This window comes from Pseudomonas sp. MF6396, from assembly GCF_002018915.1.
GTDB lineage: Bacteria > Pseudomonadota > Gammaproteobacteria > Pseudomonadales > Pseudomonadaceae > Aquipseudomonas > Aquipseudomonas palmensis.
Genome location: NZ_MVOK01000039.1, coordinates 1 through 23,571, shown reverse-complemented (window position 1 = coordinate 23,571; position 23,571 = coordinate 1). Strand labels below are relative to the sequence as shown.

The following is a 23,571-nucleotide window of genomic DNA, read 5'->3' as shown; positions in this document are numbered from 1 at the left end:
GAGACTCTGCCAGCCCCCGTAACCGCTCCACCTCCTGGGCCGAGCTACCTGCTGCCTTCGCCTCGTGGTAGCACCGCATAGCTCTTGCGTCGTGATAGCATAAAAAGATCATGATCCACTGCTAGCCGTCTGATACTTATACCATCGACATGGCTAGCCAGACACAACCAAACCGAAAATCAAACCAACTCGGGATTCATCTAAAGATGATCGACGACATTACAACAACAATCAAAGCACAACTTTACGACAGAGTAACCAGCCCACTATCAGGGGCATTCCTACTATCATGGGCAGTATGGAACTGGAAATTTATAACAATAGTTCTTTCAGACCTGAAGGCCCCAGTCAAACTAACCTACATTGACCTATATATATTTCCAAACACAACCACAATACTATCCCATGGAGTTTTGCTTCCACTAGTTTCAGCAATACTACTTTTGACTGTCTATCCGATACCCGCAAAGTGGTTTTATAAAATATCCCACAGACATAAAAAAACACTAAAAGGTGTACAGCAGTCGATTGAGGATGAAACGCCCATGACTCTCGAAGAAGCAGCTGACCTACGAAAAAGCTATAGAGCGGTGCAGTCTCAACATGAAAAAGATATCGCGACAAAGACAACTGAATTAGCCAGCACCAAAAACCTACAGAACCAACTTGAGATCTCTATAAATCAACTGAGTGAGCAATTAAAATCCTCATCAATGCAAGTCGCGCAGCTTGAAGAAAGGGTATCATCTCTAGAAATAAAAAATGAGTCCCTGTCTTCTACAGTTGGCCGGCTCTCTCTATTTTTACGATCAATCCTACCCACCATCCACTTCAATCAAGAGGAGAAAAAACTAAATAGGCATAACCCTATAAGCTTAGCCGATAGTAAATATGAGAAAATAATCCCCCCTGCCACACTGGCTGAAGACACTATAGAGCAAGCGCTTCAAATACACATCAGCAGGACTGGCATCTTTCAGCAGCACTCACCAAAAATATTCGCAGCAGGGGGTGTGATTTATCTGCAAACGAGCAAGATAAGCAGAGATTCATTCATAATTGGAAAATTTGACGCTAGCAACCCTACCCTTTCACTTGACCCTGCTTATACATTGTTGAGCCACCTCCACAAGGACGGCCCCCCTGCACAGCGAAGTTAGTAATCCGCAGTCTATACAGACTACTCATGGAGGAGTTCATAAGACCGCTGACATGCAAAGCCTGCTATCGTCGCTCGATCATATGCTTGCGCCAACTCTCCCGCTCGAGCGTCAGCCCGTGCGAGCAGGTCGGAGAGCACCATTGCGGCGCGCGTGGCTGAATGGCCTCTTGCGGCAGCGGCGGAATCCGCGGCGCAGTTACTCGCAGAGCTGGCGTATCGCACGGTGGTGACGCGCAGCCGCTGGCTAGCAGCATCAGCACCAACAGCACCAACTGTTGCAACTTGTTCCTGTAGTCGAGCATTCGCCCTCACCTCTTCTAGCACCACAGCGCGGCGCTGCTCCTCATGTCGGGCCTGTTGCTCAGCAATGGCCCAGGCCTGTTTGTCGCCGGCATCGCGGGCAGACCACCTGTCCTGCCACTCGGCATCCATCGTCGTACGCCCGTGCTGATACGTGGCCCAGTACGACGCCACCACCACCAGCAGTGCAATCGCACGGTAGATCCGACCGTTCACGCCAACCTCCCGCCGGCGGCGATGTAGTGCGCCAGCAGGTCATCCAGCTTGCGCTCATGCTGCCCGTACCCAGCGCCCGGCAGGCTGGCCCAGATATTCCGGCACTTCGTGATTGCGGCCTGAATGCGGCCGGCGTGCACGTCCGCCAGGGCGCCACGCTCCTTGATCAGGTGCAGGGCCAGCTTGTCTTGGCTGGTGGGCCCGAAGTCAGGCAGCTTGAGTAGGTCGCGGTAATGGGGCCAGTAGCGCTGGAGTTGCTGGTACCGGCCAGCGGCCGTGGACTTCAGGCCCTTGTTGTTCACGGTCACCAGCACGCCAGGGTGGGTGCTGTAGGTCTTGAAGGTGTTCGGGCTGTCGATGCCGCCAACCACCACGTCATATCCGTCGTCGCGGGTGTGCTTGCTGATCGACGTACCTTCGGACCATGCCAACATATCGAGGAAAGCGAGCGCATTCTTGCTGCCCGCCAGGGAGTCGGAAATTCGAGCCATGCGTTTCTCCAGGCAATAAAAAGCCCGCTCAAGGCGGGCACAGGAACGAAAAAGCCCCGTCAGTGCGGGGCTTTATGGGTCAGGTCGGCCAACCAGGTCGGCGGCACAGGGCGGTGCTCGATGGCGGGGAACAGCTCAGACTGAGGCCAGTCGCGCAGCTGCTGGATGTAGAGCAGTAGAGCCATGAACTGATCAGGCTCCAGCGTGGTGGGAAGGCCAAGCTCCTGCTGGTCGCGGTGGCGGTCGCGCAGACCCGCAGCGCGCAGCATCACGCCACCCCGCCAGATGCGCTCTTGCTCCTCGACCACAGCAGCAGGCGCCGGCGGCGCTGCCTGAAACGATATAACGCCCCCCGAACAGACAATCACCTGCCCATCAGCCCGAGCGGCAATAATCTGACCGCGACGCTCGGAGCTGACTTCGACGATGCCTGCGGGCAGGTCCGTACCATGGATAACAGTGTCCAGAAACCCGCCAGTTGCGGGGTTGTAATAGATCATGTGCCAGGACTCCTAGCGGCCAATAACGAAACCAATGACGCTCTGCACGCCTTTCGATGCTTGCGCTGCGTTGAAGACTGAAAGGTTCATGCCGGTGGAGTTCATCCCGTTGGGCGTCACCACCATGCCCACTTCGGAGGCTGTTGCGCCGGTGGCAATTCCCCACGGCACCATTGGGCCAACAGGAAACGTCAGGGGCCAGGTCAGTGTTTTAGTTACAAAGCCACCCGATGCGAGGCTGGGAATGGAGCCAGCATTGACCCACTGAAGAATCCACCCGCCCATCCAGCTCGGGAGCGCGATGTACCCCGTACCATCGAACTGCACCGAAAACCCGTTGCGCAGCTTCTTCGGCGTGACAAAAGTTGTGTCATCGTTGCCGGCATTCATTGCTGACTGCCCGGCGACCTTTGCCCAGCCGAACGCGGTTTCCGTAGCTTGCGACACAAAGCTGGTGAAAGCCCTGAAGACGCCCAGCGGTGTCATCCACTTAGTGTCGTTTACCCCCGCCTCAGCATCAGTCTGCGTGGCTTTGTTCGCCACACTAACCGCATCAGTAATGCCGTACCCGGTGAGCGTGGTCGCTTTGGGCGCCTTCCCCTGCAGCGCAATGGACATAGACGCCAGTGCGTTGGTCGTAGTGGTTGAGAAATTTGGGTCACTCCCAATCGCACTTGCCAGTTTTTTCAGCGTGTCCAGCGAGGACGGCGCTTCCGCAACCAACGCCGATATAGCCACCTGAATTGCCTCAGTGGATTCGATTTTGGTGATCGCGTCGAGAATGCCGAACCCCTGCAGGGTTGTTGGGTTGGCCCCGCTTCTGACATGACCGTAGGCATCTACAGAGACCTTGAAGTAGGGCCCTGGAGTCACGCCCGTTTTACCTCCTGCCTGTTCAAATACCAGGGCCGTCGCGCCGAGAACGGGCGGCGTGGTGCTCGACAACTGCCACGATGTGCCGGCGTTTCGCGTGCCAGCCTGCACCGGTACCAGGTGGCCCGGGGCACACTCAATACTCTCATCGGCATCCTTCGCTCGCACCCAGGCCCCTGCGGCGGCGGTGTAGATCCAGTTTTGTGCAGCGTTGGCCTGGTTCTTGACCAGGACACGATCCCCGGCCACCAGGGCAACATCGTCAATAGTCTGCAGGCCGCTCAGCGCGATAGGCCCCGTGGTGGCCACCCGCACCGACTTCTTGACATCCGACGCGGCGATAGCCAGAACCGCAGACAGCAACTGACTGACGTTGGCCTCGTCGGGCACCATGCCGGCGCCCTTGATAACGTTCAGCACTTCCTGGGTGATCGCGTCGCCCCAGGCGGCCGGGATCAATGAGCCGATTTGCCCGGTGACCGGATTCTCATCGACAAAATGCCCGTCCACCAATCCGATGTTGGGCACGCTCTTGGGATAGTCCATCCACTACTCTCCATACTTAATAAATTCGACGGCATGCGCAGGTGCGCCACGCCGCAAGACACACTCCAGGGCCCCGCTCGGGTTGCCCCCGAACTGCTCGCCGAAGTACGACACACCGAAGCGGCGCCCCAGGCGGCGCCGGGGGCCCGTGTCGAGCGTCCACATGAACTGCGCGACCCATGTACCGAAGTGCGCCGCACCGAAGCGTGAGCGGCCAAAGCGCGGCGCCCGGTGCTCGATCACGCGGGCATACGGGTAGCCCTGCCCGATGGCCAGCTCGACGAAGTACGCGGGCGACTGCCCGCCGACCTCGACCAGGCGCCGGCGCACGGCCAACTGCCGGTCCTCAAACTTGGGCGAGTCGCCCAAGCAGGGATCGGGCAAGCCCATGACCCGCTCCCAGTCCGGTACCAGCTCGCGCACGGTGTACGGGTCGGACTCGGCCAGCAGGTCGGCGGCGCGCAAGTCTTCCTTGGCCAGCCGCTCGGCACCCGCCTGCAGCAAGTCGTCCAGCCCCGGGTTGAACTCGCGATCCCACGCGGGGCCGGGCGGTAGCAGCAGGCACAGCTGCGCGTGGTAGTCCTCGGCGGTCATGATCGCCACAGCACACCCCCGTAGGTCAGCAACTGGTTGGCGGCGGCCGTGACGTTGCCGGCCGGGCTGATGACGTCATGATCGCGCTCGCCCGTGGCGCCGCTGATGGCCTCGCGGATATGCGATAGCAGCAGCTCAGCACCCAGGGCAGATTCGCGGTTATGCAGATCGATCAGCGCTGCCTCAACAGAACGGCGCACGGCGCTGCTGTCGGGGCTGACCTTCAGTTCGTACTGCACCGGCTTTTCAGCCGGCGGCAGTACGTACAGCTCGGCGGTCACCGGGCGCTCTTTCTCGATGTACGCCCGCACCAACTCGCACGCGGCCGGGCTGGGGATCGGGTCAACGTCGCTGTCGCGCATGAAGAACACCGCGACCGTGCCCGGCCCCATCCAGTGCCGCACGACCCAAGCGCGGGTCACCCCCGCCACCTCAAGCGCCCAGGTCACGTAGTCGCTTTGGCTGCCCCCGTGGGGAATCACCCGGTAAGAACGAATCACCCGGGCACGCAGGGCCTCAATGCTTTCCTGGGCCACGCCGCCCTGCAGGCCGGGCGCATCGACGGTAACTGTCTCTTTCACGCCCAGCACCGGCGAGACGAAGCGCAGCACAGTGCCCGCCGGGGTGTTTCCCAGCGGGCCGGCGTCCAGGGCTTCAAGCTTTGCGGTGCCGCTCGCGCCCGCCAGGGTCGATGTGGTCGTCACTCGAAAACGCACGCCGTCGTCACGCTGCAGCAACGTGCCGGCATCGAGCGGCGCCGAGGCCGCGCCGGCGAATGTCGCGGTACCCGTGGCGGCCACAGCCTCCAGGCGGCCACGCTTCAAGCGCGCTTGAGCCATGCGCAGTAGCGTTTCCTCGTCTGCCGTGTCCGGCAAAATCTGGTCGGCAATGTAGGCCTGATGCCCGTAGCGACCATACGACGCGGCGGCCAGCACGCGGGCCAGCACCTCGGCGTCAGAGCGCAGCAGCGCACTGGAGCCCGTCAGGCGTGACAGCTCGGCGCTGATCAGCTCGGGCAGGCTGGGGGTGTTAAACGGCATTGATCACCTGCCATAAGTTGTCGAGTTGCAGATCGATGGTTCGCCCGTCTCGCGACGTGAGCACCACCCTCATGTTCAACCGGTCAATGCCCCGGGCCACCGTTACCGTAACGGCGGTCACGCGACCGTCATCGAGCATCCAGGCCAGCGCCTCCCGGGCGTAGGCCTCGGCCTCCTGCAGCGTGGCGTCGGTCAGCGTGCGCCGGCGCAACTGCCACAGCCGCGACCCGATACGGTCGTCGGCCTGGCTGGGGAAACTGTCGCCCCACCAGCCGAAGCGTTCAGCGTCGTCGAGACGGTCATCGGCGCCGGCGCGGCGCCAGGTCAGCAGGCTGATCACCGCCGCCCGTTGCCAGGCCGTGTCGGTTTCGTCGCCTTCAATCAGTGCCATGCGCTACCCCTTGACCGGCTTCTTGTCCGAGCCTTCGTGTACGTGCAGCGACGTGCTAACGCCGGCGGCGACCTGATCCCCGACCGACTCGATACGGCCGGTGGTGCTGATCAGCGGCGTGTCGAACTCGACCGCCGTGGTGGCCTTGATGCGCATGACCGAGGTATCAATCGCGACCGCCGTGTCGGCCTTGATGTTCAGGGTCAAGGTCTCAATCGCGATTTCGCGGCCGCGCTTGAAGTGCAGAAAATCGCCCTCGTCGGTGTACAGGGCGACCTCGCCGGTCTTGAGCGCCTGCAGGCGAAAGCGCCGGTCGGCCACCACGACCACGATGCCGTGTGATCGATCACCGCCGACGAACACCGCCACCGCTTCGGCCCCGGGGTGTGGGTTGGACGTGAGCCCATAGGGCTCGAAATGCTCCATGCCGTCTTTCACCTCGTCGGCGTTCAGGCGCATCTGCAGGCCCTGCATCTTGCCGTCAGGGTTGACCAGGGCCAGTTCGCCACGGGCTATCACGTTGTTGCTCGGTTTCATGTGCCTGGCTTCCAGTCGGCGGGAATGAGGTATTCGAAGTTGTCGGCCTTGCCGCCCTTCTTGAGCTTGCGCGTGCTGTGCGGGTCTTTTGGCTCAGGGTCGAAGGCATCCGGCGGCGCCACGGTCAGGTTGGCCACCGTGCCGCCTTCGTCCAGGCTGTATTCGATTTCGCTGATCAGCATGTCGCGGTCGATGCCGATCAGCGGATCGACCACGCGCACGATCATGTTGGGCAGCCACAGGGCGCCATTGGACTGCCGCCAGCCCTGCACCTTGTAGTTCAGCGTCAGGGCCTTGCCCATGCGGTTGCCGCGCTCCCAGTTGGCCCGGGCGGCGGCCAGGTCCGGGGTCATCTGCCCGCTTTCGTGAATCACCAACACACGCTTGCGTGCAGCACGCGGATCAGTCACAGCGGCCTGCACCTCCGAGGCCTTGGCGCCAAAGGCGTCATCCGTACCCGAGCGCTGGCCGGTCACCTTGTAGTCCGAGAACACGCCGGAAAAGTCGAGCGCCGCGTCACCGGTCAGGATGTTCTGCCCCAGCTCCAGGCGGTCGACCGCCCGGCCGGCTGACCCTGGGCGAATGATCACCAGCCGGCCCCGGGTGTCGTCCGTCGACAGCAACCGCGATAGGGTCAGCAAGCGGTCGATGGACTCGAACACCGTTTCCCCGGGCTCAATGGCGTGCTCGGCCAGCTTCGACGTTTCCGCCGCCTGGCTAATGACCTGCACACCGTAGGGCTCGGCCAGTGCCTGCACGATTTGTTGCACGGTCTGGCCCTTCCACTGCCCGGGCTTGTTGATCGCCGAGCAGTCCACTAGGTCGGCGGTCAGCGACCGCCCCTGAATCGAGCGCGTCACTTGCTTGCTGTCGTAGCTGACCGGCGTGCCGAAGATAAAGCCCGTCAGGGCCAGGTCATCGCCGATCTTGACGACGCAGTGATCGCCCTGGCGGATCGGGATTTCATCCGCCTGGCCGGGCCAGCGCCAGGTCACGTCAAGTTTGAAGTCCCGGCTTTGCCGCTCAATGCCGGCGCTGATGCTGACTTTCTTCCAGCCGCGATAATCCAGGCCGTTCACGCTCAGCGTGACAGCGTTCTGTTCATGCATGGGGTTACTCCTGGGCGACCTGCAGCACCCCCGCTGGCAGAAACCCGGGGTGCTTCACTTTGTTACGCGTAACGATTTCGCCGGCGCGGGATGCGTCAGCGAACAACTGATAAGCCAGCACCACCGCCGGCAGGCTTTCCTTGCGCTCAACCTCGACCAGGCGCACACCGGCGCCGGCCACGGCTGTCAGGTGATCCCGCACGCGCTTGCGCACCACCTCCAGCAGTTGGAAATGCTCATGTGTGGCCACCAGCGATGCCGACCACAGCGCATCGCTGATTGCCTCGCGCAGCGCGATCACGTCCGCCGCAACCGGCACCTGCGGCCGATCAATCGGCGCCGCCACCTGCTGCGCTAGACCCGGTACCCCGGGCAGCGCCGCCGGCGCCGAAACAACTGGCATCGACGCGGCAACGCGCAAGGCCTGCACGATCAGCGCGTCACGCATCAACTCGCGTGCCGCCTGCACCACGGCAGCCGTGGCCAGGCCACCGTCAGGATTGACGGCTGCAGCACTGTCCAGCAGCTCGCCGTTCAAACCCTGGGCCAGTTCGATTTGGTTGGTAATGTCGCGTGACGCCGACACAAAGCTGCTGAATCCCGGCTCGGTGCCTGTAAGCCGCGCAACGGTGCGCGCAAACTCGGGGTCAGCCTCGACCCCGGTTGCGCCCGAACCGCCCCCAGAGGGGCCCCAGCGGTAGCCAGACGACCGGTTACTACCGCCGACACTGGCGAACTGGGCGCGAATCATCGCCGCGAAGTTGCCCGGGGCGTTGATCAGCATGTCGGCCAGCACCTCGACCGACGACACCAACCCCAGCACTTGGCCCAGCTCGCGCTGGATGGCCATCTGAATGCCGGCAATCCCGTTCTGCAGGGCCACCACGGCCAGCCGGGCCTTGTTGACCACGGCCATTGCTGCCTTGTAGCGAGCAATGGCCGACTCAAGCAGGCTTTCCGAATCGTCTTCCAGCTGGCTGGCCGGGTTGGGCACCCCGACCGGGTAGCCCTTCTCGCCGGCTTCGATGAACTCCAGTTCAAAGCGCACCAGGCCGCCCTCGCGGCGTTCGTGCGACACGTCGCAGGCCTCGCCCGGGGTGACCGTCATGCGCCCGAACCACGGGTGCACCAGCTCGCCAGAGCCCGGTTGGTTCAGCGCATGCAGCAGGTTGTCACGTTGAAACAGGCAATCTTCGCCGACGACAAACGCCGTCATCTGGACTACCCGAGTCTTCGCGCCCATGTCTTCCACCAGCGGCTTATCGCGCTGGGGGTATTCATGCAACTGCGTGCGCCGGCCGACCGGCGTTGAATCACTCTCGACAAAGAACGGCACCCCACGAAATGATGCCGGTTGCCGCTTCTCCCGCCATGTTCCCGACATTTATCACGTTCTCCCCAGTGAGCGATAACCCACGCTCGGCGTGACCGACAGCCCGGGCTGGTTGGTTTGCGCTGGGTTGACGACCATACCCGGCGGGGCATTGTCGAAGCGCACGACCATCGAGCCCTGCAGCTCGGTTTTCGAAGCTGCGGCTGTTTGCTGAACCAGCGAACCGCGCGTCGTTGGCAGGCTGCCGCCCGGGGTTGCCCCAGGCAGCGGCCGACCACGCGCCGCGTCCCGGGCCAGCGTGTCAACCTTGGCGGTCACCGGCACGGGGGCCGGCTTGGCCAGCGACTGCGCAGCCACTGCCGACTGCACCGCACTGGCTGGTACCGGCGGCACGGCCATCAGTGGCACCCGCCCATCATTTGCCGGGGACCGCATCATGCTGGCAACCGTCGTTGCTTCGGGCAGTAGCTGGGGCATCGGCGCAATCGGCTTGACCAGCCGCCCCTGGCCCGCCTGGGCCTGCTCGTTACGCGCTTTCTGTTCCTCGGTCCAAGCGTTGACCTTATCGGTCGCCCCCTTGACCACGCCGTCACCGTCCGAGCTGAACCCTAGAAACTTCATCATCGGTTCAATGATCGGCTTGAGCTTGTCCCACAGGCCTTTGAAGAATCCGGTAATCGGCTCCCAGTGCTTGAGGATCAGGCCCAGCGGCGACCAGTCGAACAGGGTTTTCATGAAGTCCAGGAACGGCACCGACAGGGCTTTGATCAGCTCCCACACCGCCCCGAAGAACTCCGTAATCGGCCCCAGTTGGCGACGATCATGCCGAGCGGGGTCCAGTTGAAAGCCTGTTTCATCCAACCCCACACGGCCATCGCCGGATCTTTCACCAGGGCCCACACCTGCGCGAAGTACGGTCCCACCGTTGACCAGTTGCCGATTAACAAGCCAGCAGCCAACGCGATACCCCGCACAACCAAACCGATGGGGCTCATGCTGGCTACCGCGTTCATCAGCGTGAGCGCGCCGGTAGCGCCGGCCGTGGCCAGGCGCAGCACGGTAAAGCCCACAGCGGCGCCGAGGATGCCCTTGATCAGCCACGGGTGCGCCCCGGCCAGCTCGGTCACGTTGCTGATGATCGGCCCTACCGTGGCCATGAAGTCGTTGAACGGCGGCAGCAGCACCGTACCGACCGTGATGCCCAGGCGGGTTACCCGGTTCTGCAGCAGCTGCAGGCCGTTTTCCGTGGTCGCCGCCCGGGCCGTGTACTCATCTTGCATTGAGCCGGCAAAGTCGCCCTCCTTGCCTACCGACCTGAAGTTCTTCTGCAGTGTGTCAAGGTTGGTCAGCAGCGGCGCGATGGCCCCTACCGATTCCTTGCCGAACAGGCTGGTAAGCACCGCCGCCTGCTTGGCCTTGTCGACCTTGGCCAGCGTCTTGAGCACGCGGGTCATGGTCCCTTCACTGTCGGTCTGCATGCCCTGGGCGATTTCGTTCGCGTCCAGCCGCAACGCCTTGTAGGCCTCGCGCTGCGACTTGGTGGCCGCGTTGCCGGCGGTCATCGTGAGCATGAAGTTCTTGATGCCCGTCGCGGCCACGTCCTGGGCGATACCCACCCCGGCCAATGCCGAGCCCATCGCCGCCAGTTGCCCGGCATTGACCCCCGCCACCTCGCCCAGCGGGCCGATGGCGGTCACGATGGCCGAGATTTGCGCCGTGCTGGCCGCACCGGTGTTGCCCAGGTAGTTGATCTTGTCGGCCAGGGTGACCACTTCGTCCTGGCTCATGTGAAACGCGGTGCGCCACTTGGCCATCATTTCCCCGGACTGCGCGGCGGTCTGGTCGAACGCCACGCCCATCTTTACCGCGTCTTCGGCGAACTTATTCAGTTCCTCCCGGGCAATGCCCGACTGCCCACCTGCTGCGACGATTTGCGCGATGCCATCGGCCGCCATCGGCAGCCGCTCGGACAAGTCGAGCACGTCATTACTCATCGCCTTGAACTGCTCGGGCGTGTCGAAGTTAACGACCTTCTTCACGTCGGCCATTGCGCTTTCAAACTTCATCGCAGCCTGAACGCCCATGACAAAGGGGGCCGCGATGGCCCCCCCTTGTACTGCATCCATGAACGTGATCTTGCCCAGGCCCGAGCTGTTCAACTGCTTGCGCAGCATTGCCGCGTTTTTGCGTACACCGGTCATCACCGGCGACAGCTTGTCAACGCCGGTAATCAACGCCTTGAGCTGGAACTTATCCGCCATTGTTGCCCCCCGCTAGCGCTTGAATCCGCCAGGCGTTTTCCTCACTTTCGAACAGCACGTCGAGCGGCCATGCCTTGACCTGTTCCGGGCTGGTTTTCCAGTACCAGGCCAGGTCATAGGCCAGCTCGGTCAGGTGCTCGGCGCTTCGGAATCGGGGGCCTTCGTCGCCGATGAAAGGAAAAAACCGATCACCATCCACACCAGTCTGTTCAGGTCTGACAGGTCCAACTGGTTAACCGAGCCCGGGGGGATGCCGGCGCACACCGCGATGTACTTGGCCGCCACTTCCACCTCTGCCACCGGCATGTCGTTTTCGCCCACGACATAGGGAAGCATCTTGATGTTGCGTACTTCCTGAATGGTGGGACGGCGCAGGGTCAGTTCAGTCAGCTGCTCGCCGTGGGCCTGAATCGGCGCGTTCAACGTGTAAGTAGTGGTGCTCATTGCCAGTCCCCTGCGATGCCTTCGAAATTGAGTGAAACCTTGCCGTCGTCACCGGTGACGTTCACGTCGTCGACCAGGTACGCGCCGGACAGCACATAGCTGCGCCCGGTCTTGAACTCGACTGTCACGGTCATGTTGATGCCGTTGGCCAGCTTGGTGATGGGGAAACCCGGCGTCATCACAGCGTCAAGCTTGACGAACGGGGCACGGTCTTCCTCCTTGAAGTAGCCAGGGACAACCGTTTCGCGCTTGACCTTGGACAGCGGCGCCTCGACGCCGCCCGTGAGTACCAGTTGATCGCCATCGACCTTGACGTAGCAGGTACCTGCGACTTTCTGACCCATAAAAAGGGCTCCCATAAAAAGGCCCGCACATGGCGGGCCGGGGTGGATTGATGCGGGTTACGCCGCGTCGGGGTACTGCAGGCGGAATTGGTACAGCAGCGCGAACACGCGCAACTGGTTGACCAGATCCGGCGGGAACAGCACGTTCAGCCGGTTCGGGTTGGTCGCGTCACGCTCGACCACCAGGTGCTCCTTGAACGCCTCGATGTTCTCGACAATCCCGGCGCGCTCAAGCTCGCCATACGCCGCAATCAGCTCGCCCCGGATCACAATCGGCGTGACGATGGCCGCGCCGGCGCCAAAGCTGGTGCCATCGTTGGCCAACTTGCTGCGCCCGTATTTGCTGGTGATACGGCTTTGCAGGTTGCGGATCACATACGCCGACTGGTGCAGCGGCTCGCTGTCCAGGTAAGAGTCATCCGCCTGGCCAAACGCATTGCGCTGGTAGGTGGTGATCCCCCGCTGAATGCGGTAGCTGCCGCCCTCGTAGTACGCCGTGGCAATGCCGTTCATCAGCAGCGATTGCCGCTCGGTGAGCATGAAGCGGCTGCTGGCCGGTGCCGGATCGATGCCCGGCAGCGTGCCGGTTTGCGTCGGCCGGGCTGGGTCGGCGCTGATGAACACGGCGGTGCGTGCCGCGTACTGCGCCGCGATCTCCCACACCGGCTGCGGCACGCCGCGTTCAAAACCGTGAATCGTCATGTGCGGGTCATTGCGCGCCCGGCCGGCCGCCACCAGCTCGCCCAGGGTGCCGCGCTTGGCGGTGTACACATGGCCATAGAGCTGCTTGGCCCAGGACCAGCGGCCGGCCGTGTCTTCCATCGTGACTTTCCAGGCGTCCAGGGTCGCCACGTCGCTCCAGGGCTGACAGATGAACTCGAAAGGCTCATCGCCCAGGGCAGCCAGCGCGGCCGCCATATCGGGGCTGCCAACGCCGCCCGTCATCACACCCGCCACCAGCGTCAGCCCGGCCGGGGTTTCCTCGCCGTTGGTGCGGCCCAGGCGGTTCAGCTCGACCCGAATGTCGTTGCTCAGGTCGCCCTTGAACTTGGCCGTCAGGGTCACCACGGCCGCCTCCACGGTCGCCGTGACCGGCAGATCAAGCGCCGCGTTGATGCTGGCCGCGACAGCGGTGGCCACCGCCTCGGCCGACATACCCAGGGTGACGGTGGTACGCACGCGCTTGCCAGCCACGTACAGATTGACCAGGCCGGGCGCCGACGGTGTGCCCGTTACGGTAACGGTAGCGGTGGCCGCCGCGCCTTCGGTCACCTGCAGCGGCAGACACCAGACCTCGCCGGCGATATCGATGGCGCGGTGTTTCTCGTACATCGCGGCCAGCATCGAGCCGGTACCGCCGATGGCGGTGGCTTCGGCCTGGCGCGACACCAGCACCAGGCTGCCGACTTCTTCGCTGTCTACGCCGTCGTTGACCTGGCCCACCAGCAGCCGGCGCAGCGCGGCGCCGGCATTGCTGTTGGCCATCGAATTATCAACTTCGGCGTAGAACAGCGGCACGCGCAGGTCGGACGGAATGTTGCTGAAACCAATGCTCATGGCTTGGTCACCCTCGCTTTTTTGGGTTCGACGACAACCGCGTCGCCATCAGCCAGGCGGCGCTGCCACCAGGCGTTGTGGGGCACCTTGGCCCCTTCGTCGGGCAGCAGCTCGCCGCCCTTCTCCGGCATCGGGCAAGCACGCCCCGGGGCCGGTTTCAGGTGAATCAGGTTCATTGAGGTAGATCCTCTCGGGTTGTGAATTCGACACGGCCGTCAGGGCCCGTTTGGGCGACGTTGCGGTCGACGAGGGGGTCGATGAAGTCGAGCGAGATATCGAGCCCCTGCAGGGTGGGCAGGCCGTCCACTTCGTGCTCGTACCATGTTTCAGCTGGGTCGCTGTCGTTGCTGCGCCCCAACTGGAACTCAGCACTGAAGCTGTAGCGGTAGACCACCCGAGCCCGGTTGATGAAGATCAGTGCACCACCGCCATAGGTAACCTGGTCGTACTCTGGCTCCGGCTTCCACCCCACCAATGCGCGCCAGAGATCAGCCCTCAAAACGTGCAGGTCGTGCACAGCCTCCTGGCCGCGTTCGTCTGATGTGTCGAGCACGACAATGACGTCGAAGCCGTCAGAGATAACCTGACGAACCCCATTTTTCAGGTCGTTGGGTTCGGCCTCATCATCGGAGGCAATGACATACGCCGACGGGTGCTTGAGGTTGGAACTGGTCGCGACGGCGTCCCAATCAATCCCTGCCGCGATCCTGCCGGCGAAGGCAGAACAATGGGTACGCAGATGCGCGACGATCACATTCAGTCTCATCGTGGTTTCCGTATGTAGGGGTTAACTCAATGCGTCAGCGAAGGCCGCCGCCAGCAGGCGCTGCACCTGCGAACTCGAGTCCTGCAGCGCATCTGCCATGTAGTTGTCACGCGGTGTGATGCGCCACTCGCCAGACGCCCGGGCAGCGAGCGCTTGTGCACGAACGCCCTTCGCCCGGCGATTCGTCTTCCCGACTCCCGCGCCCGGAGCTAGCTTCCCGAGGCGCCGCCCCTGCTTCACGCCGTAATGCAGAAATGCGGGGTAATAGGCTTTCATTGCACCGGTCTTGGTGGGAGCCACCCGGACCAGAAAGCCGGAGCGCGACACCTTGGCCTTGATCGAATCGAGCGTGGCCCCGGTGCGGCTCACCGGGTAGCCGTCCCGGCCACCACCCAGGGCGAGATTCATTTGGGCCTTCTGCATGACCAGCCGACCTGCCTTGCGCATGCCGGCACGGATCTTCTTACGGTCGAAGGCATCGCGCTCAAAGCTATCGAAGCCTTCGAAATGCACGTACCCATCGAGAGAGGCACTGTTAGCCATACACGCCACCTCCAGCCTGCACGTGCCCCAGCGCCTCCACCTCAAGCACCGTGAAACGGTGCGTGCCGTTCAGGTCAGCGACACGCCGGACCCGGTAAAGCCCGGACCCGTGAACGACTTCGTGAGCGTCAGTGATGCAGTCAAGGAATCGCAGCGTAATACGGTGCGTGACCTTCGCATCAAGCTGCACACTGGCGCTATAGGCAGCGGTCCCCACAGGGACAATGCTGGCCCAGCGGCGTTTTTCATCCGTGAAAACCGAGTCGATGCCATTGTCTGAGGCAGGCTGATCAGAGCGAAGGCGTATGGTGATACGCCGGTTCAACTCACCGGCAGATGGTTCTCTCAGTGCCATGACTAGAACCTCGGGGGCACGCTGACCTCAGCCAGCAGATTATCCAGAAAGGTCGACGGCAGTTCAGTGAGCGCCTGTCCCACAACGAGCATGCCGCGATGGGTATAGGCCGTCTCTGCTGCCATCAACAGCCAGCTGCGAACACCGGGGTAAGCGTCAAGATCAACCCCGGCCCGGTACCGGATGCGAAGCGGGCCTGCAGGCCGGCCATCAGGGAAGATCAGGTAGCTTTCGCGCCCGCCCTGATGAACCTGCACAGGGCCCGTGTACGATTCAATGGCACCGGTGGCAGCCAGTAGGTGCACCGATTCAACTTCGGTGGCCTGCCCCACATCCAGCGCATGCCCCGAAGGAAACTGGCTGGGCCAGTCCTCTTCGTACAAGGCGCCACGGATAGCGGCGCCCGTCTTCGACTCGGCTTGCGCGGTCACACCGGGGATGATGATCAGGTCGATCAGCTCGGGCTGCAGATCCTCGGGTTCAAGCCGGCACTGAAATGCCACCTGGTCCAACGTCAGCACGGGCGCCCCCGTGTAGGCGATGCGGCGCGCCATGATCAGGGCTTGTCATCGTCGTCATTCTCCCCACCGTCTTCAGCATCCGCATTCGGTGGCGGCCCTACCACCGGGCCGGGCTGAGCCGGACCTTTGAGAGCTGCGGCACCCTTGCCCTTTCCACCTCCCGACTTGCCCGACTTTTTGCCTTCGTACAACTGAGCACGGCCACCATCGACTAGCGACTGCGCCAGATCTTCTTCGAAACCAGCCACTTCGCCTTTGCCATAACCGCGCCAAGACCCGGTGAACTCAACAATTACCTGTGCCATAACGTTCCATCCAGTTGAGTGGCCCCGGACCATCCGGGGCCAGGGATTACATGCCTGCGCCCCACTTCACCGCGACCGCTACCACGATGCTCTCGACGTGACGTGGGCCGAAGTCGTGCTTGGCGATCACACGCAGCAGCGTCTGGTCGCGCTGGAAAGCACTGACCAGATCGCCGTTGGAGTCCTTGTAGGAAGCCTCATTGCTGAAGCTCAGGGTCAAGTCCATGTCTTCGCCGATCATGCAGTCAGCGAAGTTGACGAAGTAGATTTCGGTTTCGTTGCCATCAGCACCCAGGTTCACCGGGATCTGATTACTCAGCCCTACCGGGTAACCTTTGAGCATGCCGGCATCGATCTCGGGATAGGCCTTGTTACCGTTGCCGTCACGCAACGCTTGCAACCAACGCAGTACACGCGGCGCCATCAACCAGCCACACGACTTCATCATCACGTTCGCCGTTTCCAGACGCAGCATCATGCCGCCCAGGAACAGATCGATCTTTTCCAGGGTCAAGCCATCCACAGCCGGGGCCGGCAGGATGTTGTAAGGCAGCGCCCAGTGACGCATACCTTTGGGCAGGGAGCCGGAACCGTCGGCACGAATGAAGTGCAGATCCTCTGACAAGCCCATGCTGACGGTGAGGTCGTTGAGCACTAACCCATCGATACGCGGGTTAACCCCACTCATGGCCAGCAGATCGTTGGAGATAGGCACGATGGCGGCGGCCTTCTTCGCCGACAGCTTGGTGTCACTGAACGTCATTCCGGTGATCGGGATATCACTGTCACTGCCGATGTACGTCACCACGGTGTTGCCGGTGATACGCGGCTGGGTCAGGTTGCCGTTGTTCAGCGGCAGGCTGGTAACGCCCATCTTGCGGACAATGGATACGGGGCGCAGCGACTCGATTACGTCGGTGGCGAAGTTCTGCGGCACCAGCACTCCGCCAGCACCTGGGGTCACGACGCTCAGCGCCATGTGGACATCGGCCGGGAACCCGCCCTCTTTGGCCATCTGGGCAGCCGTCTGCTGATTGCCCTGGGCAGCGGCCAGCAGGCGTGCCATCTGTGCCATGCCGGTCCCGGGTTTGGACTTTTCACTGAATGGGCCAGAAATGCTGCCGCCGGGCGGACTGTTGTTGCCTTGGGCAGTCTCGCTCACCGGTACGGCACCAGCCGCGGCTAAACGCTCAGCCGATTCCGCGCGGCTGATCTTGGCAGTCAGCTCGTTGATCTGGGTTTCCAGCGTGGTGAACTGGCTCAGTTGCTCGGCAGTCAGGCTGCCGCCGCCCGCTTCGATCTGGGCAAGTGCCTGGACCTGGGCAACCAGTTGAGCGCGGTCGTTACGCATTTGAAGTACAAGGGACATGGTGCCTCCTGGGCATAAAAAAACCCGCACTGGGCGGGTCGACTGCTACCGCGAAAGCGGTCAAATAAGGGTTTGCATACTTAGCGCTGCAGTGCGCAGGCCGATGCGGCCGGGCTGCCTCGTTGCGCGGTTCAGCGCAACAGCGCGTGAGAGTTCGTCGACTGCATGCTGTGGGCTCTGCAGGCGGTCGGCCAAGCCGACGTTGATCGCCGTCTGACCTCGGTAAAGGCCAGCCTCGGTGGCAATGACCTGCTGTACTGAAAGGCCGCGATAGTCGGCCACTGCACTGACAAACATCTGATAGCTCTCCTGCACCAGCTCGTTGAGGAAGCGCAGCGATTGTTCGGTCAGTGGCTCATGTGGCGACAGGTCGTTTTTGTGCGCCCCGGCGAACACCGTGGTCACCTTGACACCCTTGTCTTCCTGCATCTTTGAGCGGTCCATATGGCTCGCAATCACCCCGATGGACCCGACACCGCTGGTCTGGCTGACAACCAGCTCGCTGCAGGCAGAACCGAGCAGGTAACCGCCGCTGTAGGCCATGAAGTTGACCAGCCCGGTGATAGGCTTCTGCTGAGTCATTGCCCGAATGTCGGCGGCCAGTTCGAAGGCGCCTACCGCTGAGCCACCGGGGCTGTCGATGTCGAGCACGATGCGCTCCACCGTCGGGTCAGCCACAGCGCGCTGCAGCTGGCTCCGCAGCCCTTCGTAACTGGTCATCGTCTCGCACATGCTCAGGTGGCTACCCCGGCTGACCAGCACCCCGCTCACCGGCACAATCTCAATGCCGGTCTGGGCAATCGCCGTGCGACGCTGTTCATCTGCCAGCGCCACGCGATCAATCGGGTCGTCCTTCCACAGCTCGGCCACACCACCGCCAAGGTTGACAATGTTCAAGCTCATCGCCTGGTTGGCCCAGCGCATGCCCAGGTCGAGCATGTCCGGGGTCACCAGCAGGGGTTGATTGAACAGCAGGCTGGACGCCCGCAGGTACGTTCGACTCATTGGGCCAGGATCCTTTCGATTTCCGCGTGCTGCAGCTCCAGCTGCGCCCGCACTTGTGGATTGTTGAGGTCGGGCGGCGTTTTGCCGGCATCGACCATGTTCAGCGGCTGCAGGTAGATATCGCCACCGGGCACGGGCGGCATGTTCTCGAGCCGGCGAATGTCGTTGACGCTCAACCAGCCCCACTGCCGCCCAATTGCATAGGCCTCGTAACGGCTCTTCTGGTCACCGCGCAGCAGGCCGGACAGGTTGAACTCGATGAAGTATTCGCGCCGGTCCGATGGCAGCAGGAAGTCGCGCATCATCGCCTGCTCATGCCGCTTGACCCACGGCAGCAACGCGAAGATCACGAACTGGATCATCAGTTGCTCAAGCGTGTTGTAGTTGGACTTCTCAAGGTCGTTGACCATCGGCAAGGGGATCTTGTAAATCCGGGCAATGTCGGTACCCGTCAACTTGAGGATGCCCACAATCTCGGCATCGACGTTGCTCATAGATACCGGCTTGAAGGTCATGCCCTCCTGCAGCAGCGCGACCTTCTTGGCGTTGTCCATGCCGCCGAACTTCTGGCCCCATTGATCGACGATCTTGTCGATGCTGCCCTGATCCTTGATGGCCGGCGCTTCCCGAGGCCGCTCGATCACACCAGACACCGCGACACCGTTGGCGAAGCTCTTGCCGGTGTACTGGCGCACGGCTTGCGCCAGGCCGACCGCATCCGCGTGCAGCTCAATCGGCGACAACCCCACGTAGGGGTTGGTACCGAACCAGCGGACGTGGTGAACCATGCGCATTGGCACCACATCACCGCCGGCAATACGGTAGCAAGGCAACATGTCGGCGCCTTTGAGCACCTGCACCTGGTCGTTGTGCAACGCCCACAGCGCTGTGATGTTGCCGTCATCCCGTCGGTCGATGAAGCTGAACGAGTTGCCACGCAACCCGGCAGCGCCCTGTTGCCGCTCACGAAACTCGAAAGGCGTCTGAAAGCCGTTGGGCGCGTAGCGCAGCACATCGTACGCTGGATGGTTGATCGCTGGTTCACGCTGGCCCTTGTCCTGCCGCTGGTACAGCTCCAACGGCAGTTGGGCCACCGTCTCGGCCAACAGGGTCAGGCAGTTCTGCAGGATGGGCAGGCCAAGCGCGCTTTCCGGGGTCACGGGCGCGCCCGACGAGCTGCGACCACGACCAATCAACCCACGCCAAAAGCCGCTGTCAGGGTTGGTGAGGGTGCCCGCACCAGAGGCACGGACGCTGGAAAAGAACATGCTCAACCCTCCCCGGCCGGGGCCTGCACCGCAGAAGCGCGATCAGCAAGCCACGACCAGAAAAGTAAACCGCCCCCGGCCACCACCAAGCCAGCGGGCAGGGATACCAGAACCACGCCGGTTACCAACAGGGCAAAGCCCAATAGGCCGGTGAGCCAGGACAGGTACACCAGTTTCATATGCCGACCCCTTTGTCGTAGATAGATTCGCCACTCTCGGCACTGATGGCACTGCTGATACCGACCGCGATAAGCGCCGCAACAATGCCGTCGATGCGGCCGATGGCTTTGGATTTGTCGACCTTACGGTTGTTGGCCGGGTCCGAGACGATCACCGCGTTGCCAGCGCACCAGGTCATGACCGGGTTGTCGTCGTGCAGCAGTGTCTCCACCAGTTCCTCAGCCTCGGCGGGCGCCTCCAGCACCTCGTAATCCTCGGGCCCAAGATCGATCACGTCCGCGTCCTCGACCTTGCGGCCCAGCAATCGGCGTTCGAACTCGTCCACGGCCGGGCCCATGTCCTTGAAGCCCTGACCGAATGGCATCAGCTCCGGCAGCGCAATGTCGTGTTCACTCATCAGTTGCAACAGGTCTTCGATACGCCAGCGGTCATAGCCGATTCGGCGCACGTCGAAAAAGTCGCAGATGGTGCGCATGCGCCGCAGCACATGCAGTTTGCTGATGGCCCGCCCCGGCGTGGTCTCAAGGTGCTTGTCCTTGATCCACAACGCATAGGGCACCTTGTCGCGCTTCTCCCGCCCCAGTAGATCGTCGTCGGGGATCCAGAAGTACGACAGGGATCGCCAGTGCGGGTCGTGGGGTACCGGACTGAACATCAGGACAAAAGCCGTGAGGTCGGTGGTACTGGACAGGTCGAGCCCGCCCACACAAGCCCGCTCGCGCAACACCTTCATGCGCACGCGGTCAGCGGCCTGGCTCCAGATCTCCCAGGACAACCAGGGCGACGTGGCCTGCGTCCATTCGCAGAAGTTAAGGCGGCGCACCACCGCTTCCTTGGCGGGCAGGCCCCGTGCTTCCTGTACCTGCTCGCGCAAGTACTTGCGCCCCGGGATCCCGTCAGTCTGGCCCTCCAGGATGAATTCCAGCGAAGGGTTCACCTTTGGCCAACAGGCCTCATCCTTGAACGGGTCTTCGCCCTCATCCAGCGAGCAGATGAAGGCGAAGAACGCTTCGTTTTCCTCTTGCCCTGCACACACCCGCACACCGTGGTCATGGTACTGACCGCAGGTCGACTTCTTGTCTGACCCGCTGTTGGTGATCATTGCGATCAAGGCGCGCCGCCGGAACTTGGTGCCGGCACGCATCATGTTCACGGCGCTGGCGTTCTTGTGCTCGTGCAGCTCATCGATCAACGCGATATGCGGACGCGGGCCCGACTGGCCTTCATCCGAACTGATCGGCCGGAAGAAGCTGTTGGTATTCGGGTAGAACAGGTTCCAGACTTTTTCGTCGCGACCCGACTGGACCAGCCGAGCGGCAAGGTGGCTGGACATGTTCACCATACTCACCGCATCGCGAAACAAGATCTGGGCCTGGTCCTTTTTGGTGGCTGCCGCGTACACCTCGGCACGCTGCTCACCATCGGCCACCAGACCATACAATCCGATGCCCGCCACCAATGGCGACTTGCCCGAGCCCTTTGCCGTTTCGATATAGGCCAGCCGGAAGCGGCGGTAGCCATCCTCGCTGTACCAGCCGAACAGGCTCCCAACGACGAATGCCTGCCACGGCGCCAGGATGAACGGCAGACCTTCATAGTCGCCGCCGTTCAAGCACAACACGTCTTCGAAAAAGCCAATGGCCCGGGCAGCGGCGTCTGCGTTCCAGATCAACCCTCGGGCACCACCTTCCTCCAGATCCCGCAGGTGTCGCCGTGCAGCGTTGCGCACGTTCGGTCCGGCAACAAGCTTGCCGCCCAGGACGGCATCGGCGAATGCCTTTACTCGGCAGTCAGTTGAAATACTGGGCAGCTGCGTCTCGTTGGTCATTTGGGAATAACTCACCTGGCGGGGCCGCCGAGGCCCTCATGTTGCGGCGCGCCAACGGCGACAAACCGAACTGGGCCGCCGCCGCGTTGGCACGCTTCTCGGCATCGTTGGCCAGTTGCCGCAGCACATGGGTCTGCTGGGCACCGGTCTTGAAGGTCTGGACTTCGCCGCCCAGCCCATCGAGAGATTCGCTGTTGCGCGTGGCGATCAGCCGCTGAAACCGGACCCAATCGGCGTAGGCCTGGCAGTAGGACGCCAGAGCCATCAGATCCAGGTTCGACACCCAGCCCAGTGCAATCAGCGCCGGCACCAGGCGCTCCCATTCAGCAACCGCTTCACCGGCCAGGAACTCCGGCATCGGCGGTGCATTCACTGGAACAACGGGATCCTTCACCGCATCGATCAAGCTGCCCAAGTTCTTTTTGCTTCGGTTGCCGTTGAGCACATGCACGGACGCCGGCAACGGCGGGCGCCCGGAATTTCCATTTCCAGCCATGGGCTACCTCCTAGTCAGATACCCCCCTCCTCCATATTTCCCGTCTTTGCGAAGAGAGGGGGGCAAGCGGTCAAGAAGAGGGTCGGAAAAATGTTTTTCACCCCCCTACCCCTGCACGTTTGGGCAAATGGCCCGGCGCGCCAGATTAGCGGCGGTTCCAGTGGTGGTTGGGATCGAGGGGAATGCCGCTTGCCGTGCAACCCGCCAGCCGGCCGCTTCGTTCAAGCCGCTGTTTGGTCGAGTCGTGGCAAAGCTTGCAGAGTGGCTGCCAGTTGGCCTGATCCCAGAACAACTTCCATGCAGCCTTGATCCGGTCCGGCTCGCCTGACGCCTTGGCGTCCATCAACCGGGGTGGGGTCTTGTGGTCGACCACTGACGCCGGCACAGGGCGCACGTCGGTGGAGCACATCGAACAGAACGGGTTCAGCGCCAGGAACGCATCCCGAGATTGCCGCCAGCGGTGGTCGTAACCACGGGATGCGCTGCTGCCGCGTCGATCACTCACCTTGGCCATTGTTGGTCGGGCTCACATCGCACACGCCCAAACGCTTGGCGGCCCAGCGTTCGTACAGGCCGATGGCAACATCAGCACCAGCCATTGCGGTCAAACAACCGACAGCCGCTGACGCCCAGATCGACACACCCATCGAATACATCAGCATATTGGTCGAGAGCCCGCACACGATGCAGGCACCAGAGCGCAGCGCAATGCGCCGCACCAAGCCCCAGCCACGAGCGCCCGCCTTGTCAGCCCTCCACATCTCACCTGATACACCACCGAGCAGAGACAGTACGATCACCATCCATAGCGGCATTTCGATTAACGCTTGTTGCTCATTGGTCATGCTGGCCTCATCGTTAGAAAGCACGGCGCCGGAAAAAGAAAACCCCGCCGGATGGCAGGGTTCTCGGTGCGCCGATTGCTCGGTGCGGGCTTGCACAGCACAGTGCTTGGGGGAGCGCCGAAGCGCAATTTGCAGATCGTGGTGACTTTTTACCCTCGGACTGAAAGACCGAAAAGAGGCAATTTTCGGTCATTCGCTTCGACGCTACTTCGACGCAACTTTGGCACCAGTTGAGCGCAAACCAACTCGACGAACGGTATGTGTGCCCCCGGTGTCAGGATAGTTGTCGCCTCTCCGATTTTTCCTAAAAAAGCATATCGGGGGCGGAAAGAGACTGGTCGTGCCGTACTATTCACCTGAACGCAGAGCCGCATTACTTAAAATGCTGCTTC

The 23,571-nt window shown here is 62.2% G+C and carries 29 protein-coding genes and 1 pseudogene; 1 reads left to right on the top strand and 29 read right to left on the bottom strand.

Annotated elements, in window-relative coordinates; all coding sequences use genetic code 11:
- The first annotated feature begins 206 nt into the window (after window positions 1–206).
- A complete protein-coding gene (locus MF6396_RS28555) occupies window positions 207–1,160 on the top strand; it encodes a hypothetical protein (RefSeq protein ID WP_153046125.1) in 954 nt (317 codons plus the stop codon).
- Window positions 1,161–1,180: 20 nt separating this feature from the next.
- On the opposite strand, the gene MF6396_RS26215 is transcribed toward MF6396_RS28555, so the two are convergent.
- The 29 genes and pseudogenes from MF6396_RS26215 to MF6396_RS26080 form a co-directional block, all read right to left on the bottom strand.
- Window positions 1,181–1,678, bottom strand: coding sequence for a DUF2514 domain-containing protein (locus tag MF6396_RS26215; RefSeq protein WP_078481882.1), 498 nt, complete (start codon window positions 1,676–1,678; stop codon window positions 1,181–1,183).
- Window positions 1,675–2,169 carry a glycoside hydrolase family 24 protein gene (locus MF6396_RS26210; RefSeq protein WP_078481881.1) on the bottom strand — a complete coding sequence of 165 codons (495 nt, stop codon included), beginning with the start codon at window positions 2,167–2,169 and terminating at the stop codon, window positions 1,675–1,677. Before MF6396_RS26210 ends, MF6396_RS26215 begins: the two co-directional genes overlap by 4 nt.
- A 59-nt stretch (window positions 2,170–2,228) precedes the next feature.
- Window positions 2,229–2,669, bottom strand: coding sequence for a phage tail protein (locus MF6396_RS29120; protein ID WP_238596481.1), 441 nt, complete (start codon window positions 2,667–2,669; stop codon window positions 2,229–2,231).
- Window positions 2,670–3,422: 753 nt separating this feature from the next.
- A pseudogene (locus tag MF6396_RS29330) lies at window positions 3,423–4,088 on the bottom strand (phage tail protein); the annotation flags it as partial.
- 3 nt (window positions 4,089–4,091) lie between these two features.
- Complete coding sequence (locus MF6396_RS26195) at window positions 4,092–4,682, bottom strand: YmfQ family protein (protein ID WP_078481886.1); 591 nt, start codon at window positions 4,680–4,682, stop codon at window positions 4,092–4,094.
- Entirely contained in the window at window positions 4,679–5,722 is a 1,044-nt protein-coding gene (locus MF6396_RS26190; protein ID WP_078481879.1) for a baseplate J/gp47 family protein, read from the bottom strand. The genes MF6396_RS26195 and MF6396_RS26190 overlap by 4 nt, the downstream gene beginning before the upstream one ends.
- Window positions 5,712–6,107, bottom strand: coding sequence for a phage GP46 family protein (locus MF6396_RS26185; protein ID WP_443217220.1), 396 nt, complete (start codon window positions 6,105–6,107; stop codon window positions 5,712–5,714). Before MF6396_RS26185 ends, MF6396_RS26190 begins: the two co-directional genes overlap by 11 nt.
- 9 nt (window positions 6,108–6,116) lie before the next feature.
- Entirely contained in the window at window positions 6,117–6,650 is a 534-nt protein-coding gene (locus MF6396_RS26180; protein WP_078481877.1) for a phage baseplate assembly protein V, read from the bottom strand.
- Window positions 6,647–7,759, bottom strand: a complete 1,113-nt coding sequence (locus MF6396_RS26175; RefSeq protein ID WP_078481876.1) for a phage baseplate assembly protein — start codon at window positions 7,757–7,759, stop codon at window positions 6,647–6,649. Before MF6396_RS26175 ends, MF6396_RS26180 begins: the two co-directional genes overlap by 4 nt.
- Window positions 7,760–7,763: 4 nt before the next feature.
- Complete coding sequence (locus MF6396_RS26170) at window positions 7,764–9,143, bottom strand: DNA circularization protein (protein WP_078481875.1); 1,380 nt, start codon at window positions 9,141–9,143, stop codon at window positions 7,764–7,766.
- Between the two features lie 3 nt (window positions 9,144–9,146).
- Window positions 9,147–9,872, bottom strand: a complete 726-nt coding sequence (locus MF6396_RS29115) for a hypothetical protein (RefSeq protein ID WP_238596480.1) — start codon at window positions 9,870–9,872, stop codon at window positions 9,147–9,149.
- The gene (locus tag MF6396_RS26165; RefSeq protein WP_238596479.1) at window positions 9,860–11,353 is read right to left on the bottom strand and encodes a phage tail tape measure protein; all 1,494 of its coding nucleotides are present in this window, start codon (window positions 11,351–11,353) and stop codon (window positions 9,860–9,862) included. The genes MF6396_RS29115 and MF6396_RS26165 overlap by 13 nt, the downstream gene beginning before the upstream one ends.
- A gap of 129 nt (window positions 11,354–11,482) precedes the next feature.
- On the bottom strand, window positions 11,483–11,797 hold the full coding sequence (locus MF6396_RS26155; protein ID WP_078481873.1) for a phage tail assembly protein: 315 nt from the start codon (window positions 11,795–11,797) through the stop codon (window positions 11,483–11,485).
- A complete protein-coding gene (locus tag MF6396_RS26150; RefSeq protein WP_078481872.1) occupies window positions 11,794–12,141 on the bottom strand; it encodes a phage tail tube protein in 348 nt (115 codons plus the stop codon). The genes MF6396_RS26155 and MF6396_RS26150 overlap by 4 nt, the downstream gene beginning before the upstream one ends.
- A gap of 57 nt (window positions 12,142–12,198) precedes the next feature.
- Window positions 12,199–13,698, bottom strand: coding sequence for a phage tail sheath subtilisin-like domain-containing protein (locus MF6396_RS26145; RefSeq protein ID WP_078481871.1), 1,500 nt, complete (start codon window positions 13,696–13,698; stop codon window positions 12,199–12,201).
- Window positions 13,695–13,874: a DUF2635 domain-containing protein gene (locus MF6396_RS26140; protein WP_078481870.1), complete on the bottom strand. Its 180-nt coding sequence runs from the start codon at window positions 13,872–13,874 to the stop codon at window positions 13,695–13,697. Before MF6396_RS26140 ends, MF6396_RS26145 begins: the two co-directional genes overlap by 4 nt.
- A complete protein-coding gene (locus MF6396_RS26135) occupies window positions 13,871–14,464 on the bottom strand; it encodes a phage tail terminator protein (RefSeq protein WP_078481869.1) in 594 nt (197 codons plus the stop codon). The genes MF6396_RS26140 and MF6396_RS26135 overlap by 4 nt, the downstream gene beginning before the upstream one ends.
- Window positions 14,465–14,485: 21 nt before the next feature.
- The gene (locus MF6396_RS26130; protein WP_043863304.1) at window positions 14,486–15,007 is read right to left on the bottom strand and encodes a hypothetical protein; all 522 of its coding nucleotides are present in this window, start codon (window positions 15,005–15,007) and stop codon (window positions 14,486–14,488) included.
- Window positions 15,000–15,362 (bottom strand): phage head closure protein, encoded by a 363-nt coding sequence (locus MF6396_RS26125; RefSeq protein ID WP_078481868.1) that lies wholly within the window; start codon window positions 15,360–15,362, stop codon window positions 15,000–15,002. Before MF6396_RS26125 ends, MF6396_RS26130 begins: the two co-directional genes overlap by 8 nt.
- Before the next feature lie 2 nt (window positions 15,363–15,364).
- Window positions 15,365–15,916 (bottom strand): hypothetical protein, encoded by a 552-nt coding sequence (locus tag MF6396_RS26120; protein ID WP_078481867.1) that lies wholly within the window; start codon window positions 15,914–15,916, stop codon window positions 15,365–15,367.
- Window positions 15,917–15,918: 2 nt separating this feature from the next.
- Entirely contained in the window at window positions 15,919–16,188 is a 270-nt protein-coding gene (locus MF6396_RS26115) for a hypothetical protein (RefSeq protein ID WP_078481866.1), read from the bottom strand.
- A gap of 46 nt (window positions 16,189–16,234) precedes the next feature.
- Entirely contained in the window at window positions 16,235–17,557 is a 1,323-nt protein-coding gene (locus MF6396_RS26110) for a phage major capsid protein (RefSeq protein ID WP_078481865.1), read from the bottom strand.
- A 60-nt stretch (window positions 17,558–17,617) separates the two neighbouring features.
- Window positions 17,618–18,562 carry a S49 family peptidase gene (locus MF6396_RS26105; protein WP_102063836.1) on the bottom strand — a complete coding sequence of 315 codons (945 nt, stop codon included), beginning with the start codon at window positions 18,560–18,562 and terminating at the stop codon, window positions 17,618–17,620.
- Window positions 18,559–19,830, bottom strand: a complete 1,272-nt coding sequence (locus MF6396_RS26100) for a phage portal protein (RefSeq protein WP_078481864.1) — start codon at window positions 19,828–19,830, stop codon at window positions 18,559–18,561. Before MF6396_RS26100 ends, MF6396_RS26105 begins: the two co-directional genes overlap by 4 nt.
- Window positions 19,831–19,832: 2 nt before the next feature.
- A complete protein-coding gene (locus MF6396_RS28855; RefSeq protein ID WP_173925033.1) occupies window positions 19,833–20,009 on the bottom strand; it encodes a hypothetical protein in 177 nt (58 codons plus the stop codon).
- Window positions 20,006–21,838, bottom strand: coding sequence for a terminase large subunit (locus MF6396_RS26095; RefSeq protein WP_078481863.1), 1,833 nt, complete (start codon window positions 21,836–21,838; stop codon window positions 20,006–20,008). The genes MF6396_RS28855 and MF6396_RS26095 overlap by 4 nt, the downstream gene beginning before the upstream one ends.
- A complete protein-coding gene (locus tag MF6396_RS26090; protein WP_078481862.1) occupies window positions 21,801–22,334 on the bottom strand; it encodes a phage terminase small subunit P27 family in 534 nt (177 codons plus the stop codon). The genes MF6396_RS26095 and MF6396_RS26090 overlap by 38 nt, the downstream gene beginning before the upstream one ends.
- Window positions 22,335–22,479: 145 nt before the next feature.
- On the bottom strand, window positions 22,480–22,848 hold the full coding sequence (locus MF6396_RS26085; protein ID WP_078481861.1) for an HNH endonuclease signature motif containing protein: 369 nt from the start codon (window positions 22,846–22,848) through the stop codon (window positions 22,480–22,482).
- Complete coding sequence (locus MF6396_RS26080; RefSeq protein ID WP_078481860.1) at window positions 22,832–23,179, bottom strand: phage holin family protein; 348 nt, start codon at window positions 23,177–23,179, stop codon at window positions 22,832–22,834. The genes MF6396_RS26085 and MF6396_RS26080 overlap by 17 nt, the downstream gene beginning before the upstream one ends.
- Window positions 23,180–23,571 lie beyond the last annotated feature (392 nt).

Bases quoted from the DNA above. Each gene is read 5' to 3' on its own strand.
- MF6396_RS28555 (WP_153046125.1), top strand. From the start codon at position 207: ATGATCGACGACATTACAACAACAATCAAAGCACAACTTTACGACAGA.
- MF6396_RS26210 (WP_078481881.1), bottom strand. From the start codon at position 2,169: ATGGCTCGAATTTCCGACTCCCTGGCGGGCAGCAAGAATGCGCTCGCT.
- MF6396_RS29120 (WP_238596481.1), bottom strand. From the start codon at position 2,669: ATGATCTATTACAACCCCGCAACTGGCGGGTTTCTGGACACTGTTATC.
- MF6396_RS26195 (WP_078481886.1), bottom strand. From the start codon at position 4,682: ATGACCGCCGAGGACTACCACGCGCAGCTGTGCCTGCTGCTACCGCCC.
- MF6396_RS26190 (WP_078481879.1), bottom strand. From the start codon at position 5,722: ATGCCGTTTAACACCCCCAGCCTGCCCGAGCTGATCAGCGCCGAGCTG.
- MF6396_RS26180 (WP_078481877.1), bottom strand. From the start codon at position 6,650: ATGAAACCGAGCAACAACGTGATAGCCCGTGGCGAACTGGCCCTGGTC.
- MF6396_RS26175 (WP_078481876.1), bottom strand. From the start codon at position 7,759: ATGCATGAACAGAACGCTGTCACGCTGAGCGTGAACGGCCTGGATTAT.
- MF6396_RS26170 (WP_078481875.1), bottom strand. From the start codon at position 9,143: ATGTCGGGAACATGGCGGGAGAAGCGGCAACCGGCATCATTTCGTGGG.
- MF6396_RS26165 (WP_238596479.1), bottom strand. From the start codon at position 11,353: ATGGCGGATAAGTTCCAGCTCAAGGCGTTGATTACCGGCGTTGACAAG.
- MF6396_RS26155 (WP_078481873.1), bottom strand. From the start codon at position 11,797: ATGAGCACCACTACTTACACGTTGAACGCGCCGATTCAGGCCCACGGC.
- MF6396_RS26150 (WP_078481872.1), bottom strand. From the start codon at position 12,141: ATGGGTCAGAAAGTCGCAGGTACCTGCTACGTCAAGGTCGATGGCGAT.
- MF6396_RS26145 (WP_078481871.1), bottom strand. From the start codon at position 13,698: ATGAGCATTGGTTTCAGCAACATTCCGTCCGACCTGCGCGTGCCGCTG.
- MF6396_RS26140 (WP_078481870.1), bottom strand. From the start codon at position 13,874: ATGAACCTGATTCACCTGAAACCGGCCCCGGGGCGTGCTTGCCCGATG.
- MF6396_RS26135 (WP_078481869.1), bottom strand. From the start codon at position 14,464: ATGAGACTGAATGTGATCGTCGCGCATCTGCGTACCCATTGTTCTGCC.
- MF6396_RS26130 (WP_043863304.1), bottom strand. From the start codon at position 15,007: ATGGCTAACAGTGCCTCTCTCGATGGGTACGTGCATTTCGAAGGCTTC.
- MF6396_RS26125 (WP_078481868.1), bottom strand. From the start codon at position 15,362: ATGGCACTGAGAGAACCATCTGCCGGTGAGTTGAACCGGCGTATCACC.
- MF6396_RS26120 (WP_078481867.1), bottom strand. From the start codon at position 15,916: ATGGCGCGCCGCATCGCCTACACGGGGGCGCCCGTGCTGACGTTGGAC.
- MF6396_RS26115 (WP_078481866.1), bottom strand. From the start codon at position 16,188: ATGGCACAGGTAATTGTTGAGTTCACCGGGTCTTGGCGCGGTTATGGC.
- MF6396_RS26110 (WP_078481865.1), bottom strand. From the start codon at position 17,557: ATGTCCCTTGTACTTCAAATGCGTAACGACCGCGCTCAACTGGTTGCC.
- MF6396_RS26105 (WP_102063836.1), bottom strand. From the start codon at position 18,562: ATGAGTCGAACGTACCTGCGGGCGTCCAGCCTGCTGTTCAATCAACCC.
- MF6396_RS26100 (WP_078481864.1), bottom strand. From the start codon at position 19,830: ATGTTCTTTTCCAGCGTCCGTGCCTCTGGTGCGGGCACCCTCACCAAC.
- MF6396_RS28855 (WP_173925033.1), bottom strand. From the start codon at position 20,009: ATGAAACTGGTGTACCTGTCCTGGCTCACCGGCCTATTGGGCTTTGCC.
- MF6396_RS26095 (WP_078481863.1), bottom strand. From the start codon at position 21,838: ATGACCAACGAGACGCAGCTGCCCAGTATTTCAACTGACTGCCGAGTA.
- MF6396_RS26090 (WP_078481862.1), bottom strand. From the start codon at position 22,334: ATGGCTGGAAATGGAAATTCCGGGCGCCCGCCGTTGCCGGCGTCCGTG.
- MF6396_RS26085 (WP_078481861.1), bottom strand. From the start codon at position 22,848: ATGGCCAAGGTGAGTGATCGACGCGGCAGCAGCGCATCCCGTGGTTAC.
- MF6396_RS26080 (WP_078481860.1), bottom strand. From the start codon at position 23,179: ATGACCAATGAGCAACAAGCGTTAATCGAAATGCCGCTATGGATGGTG.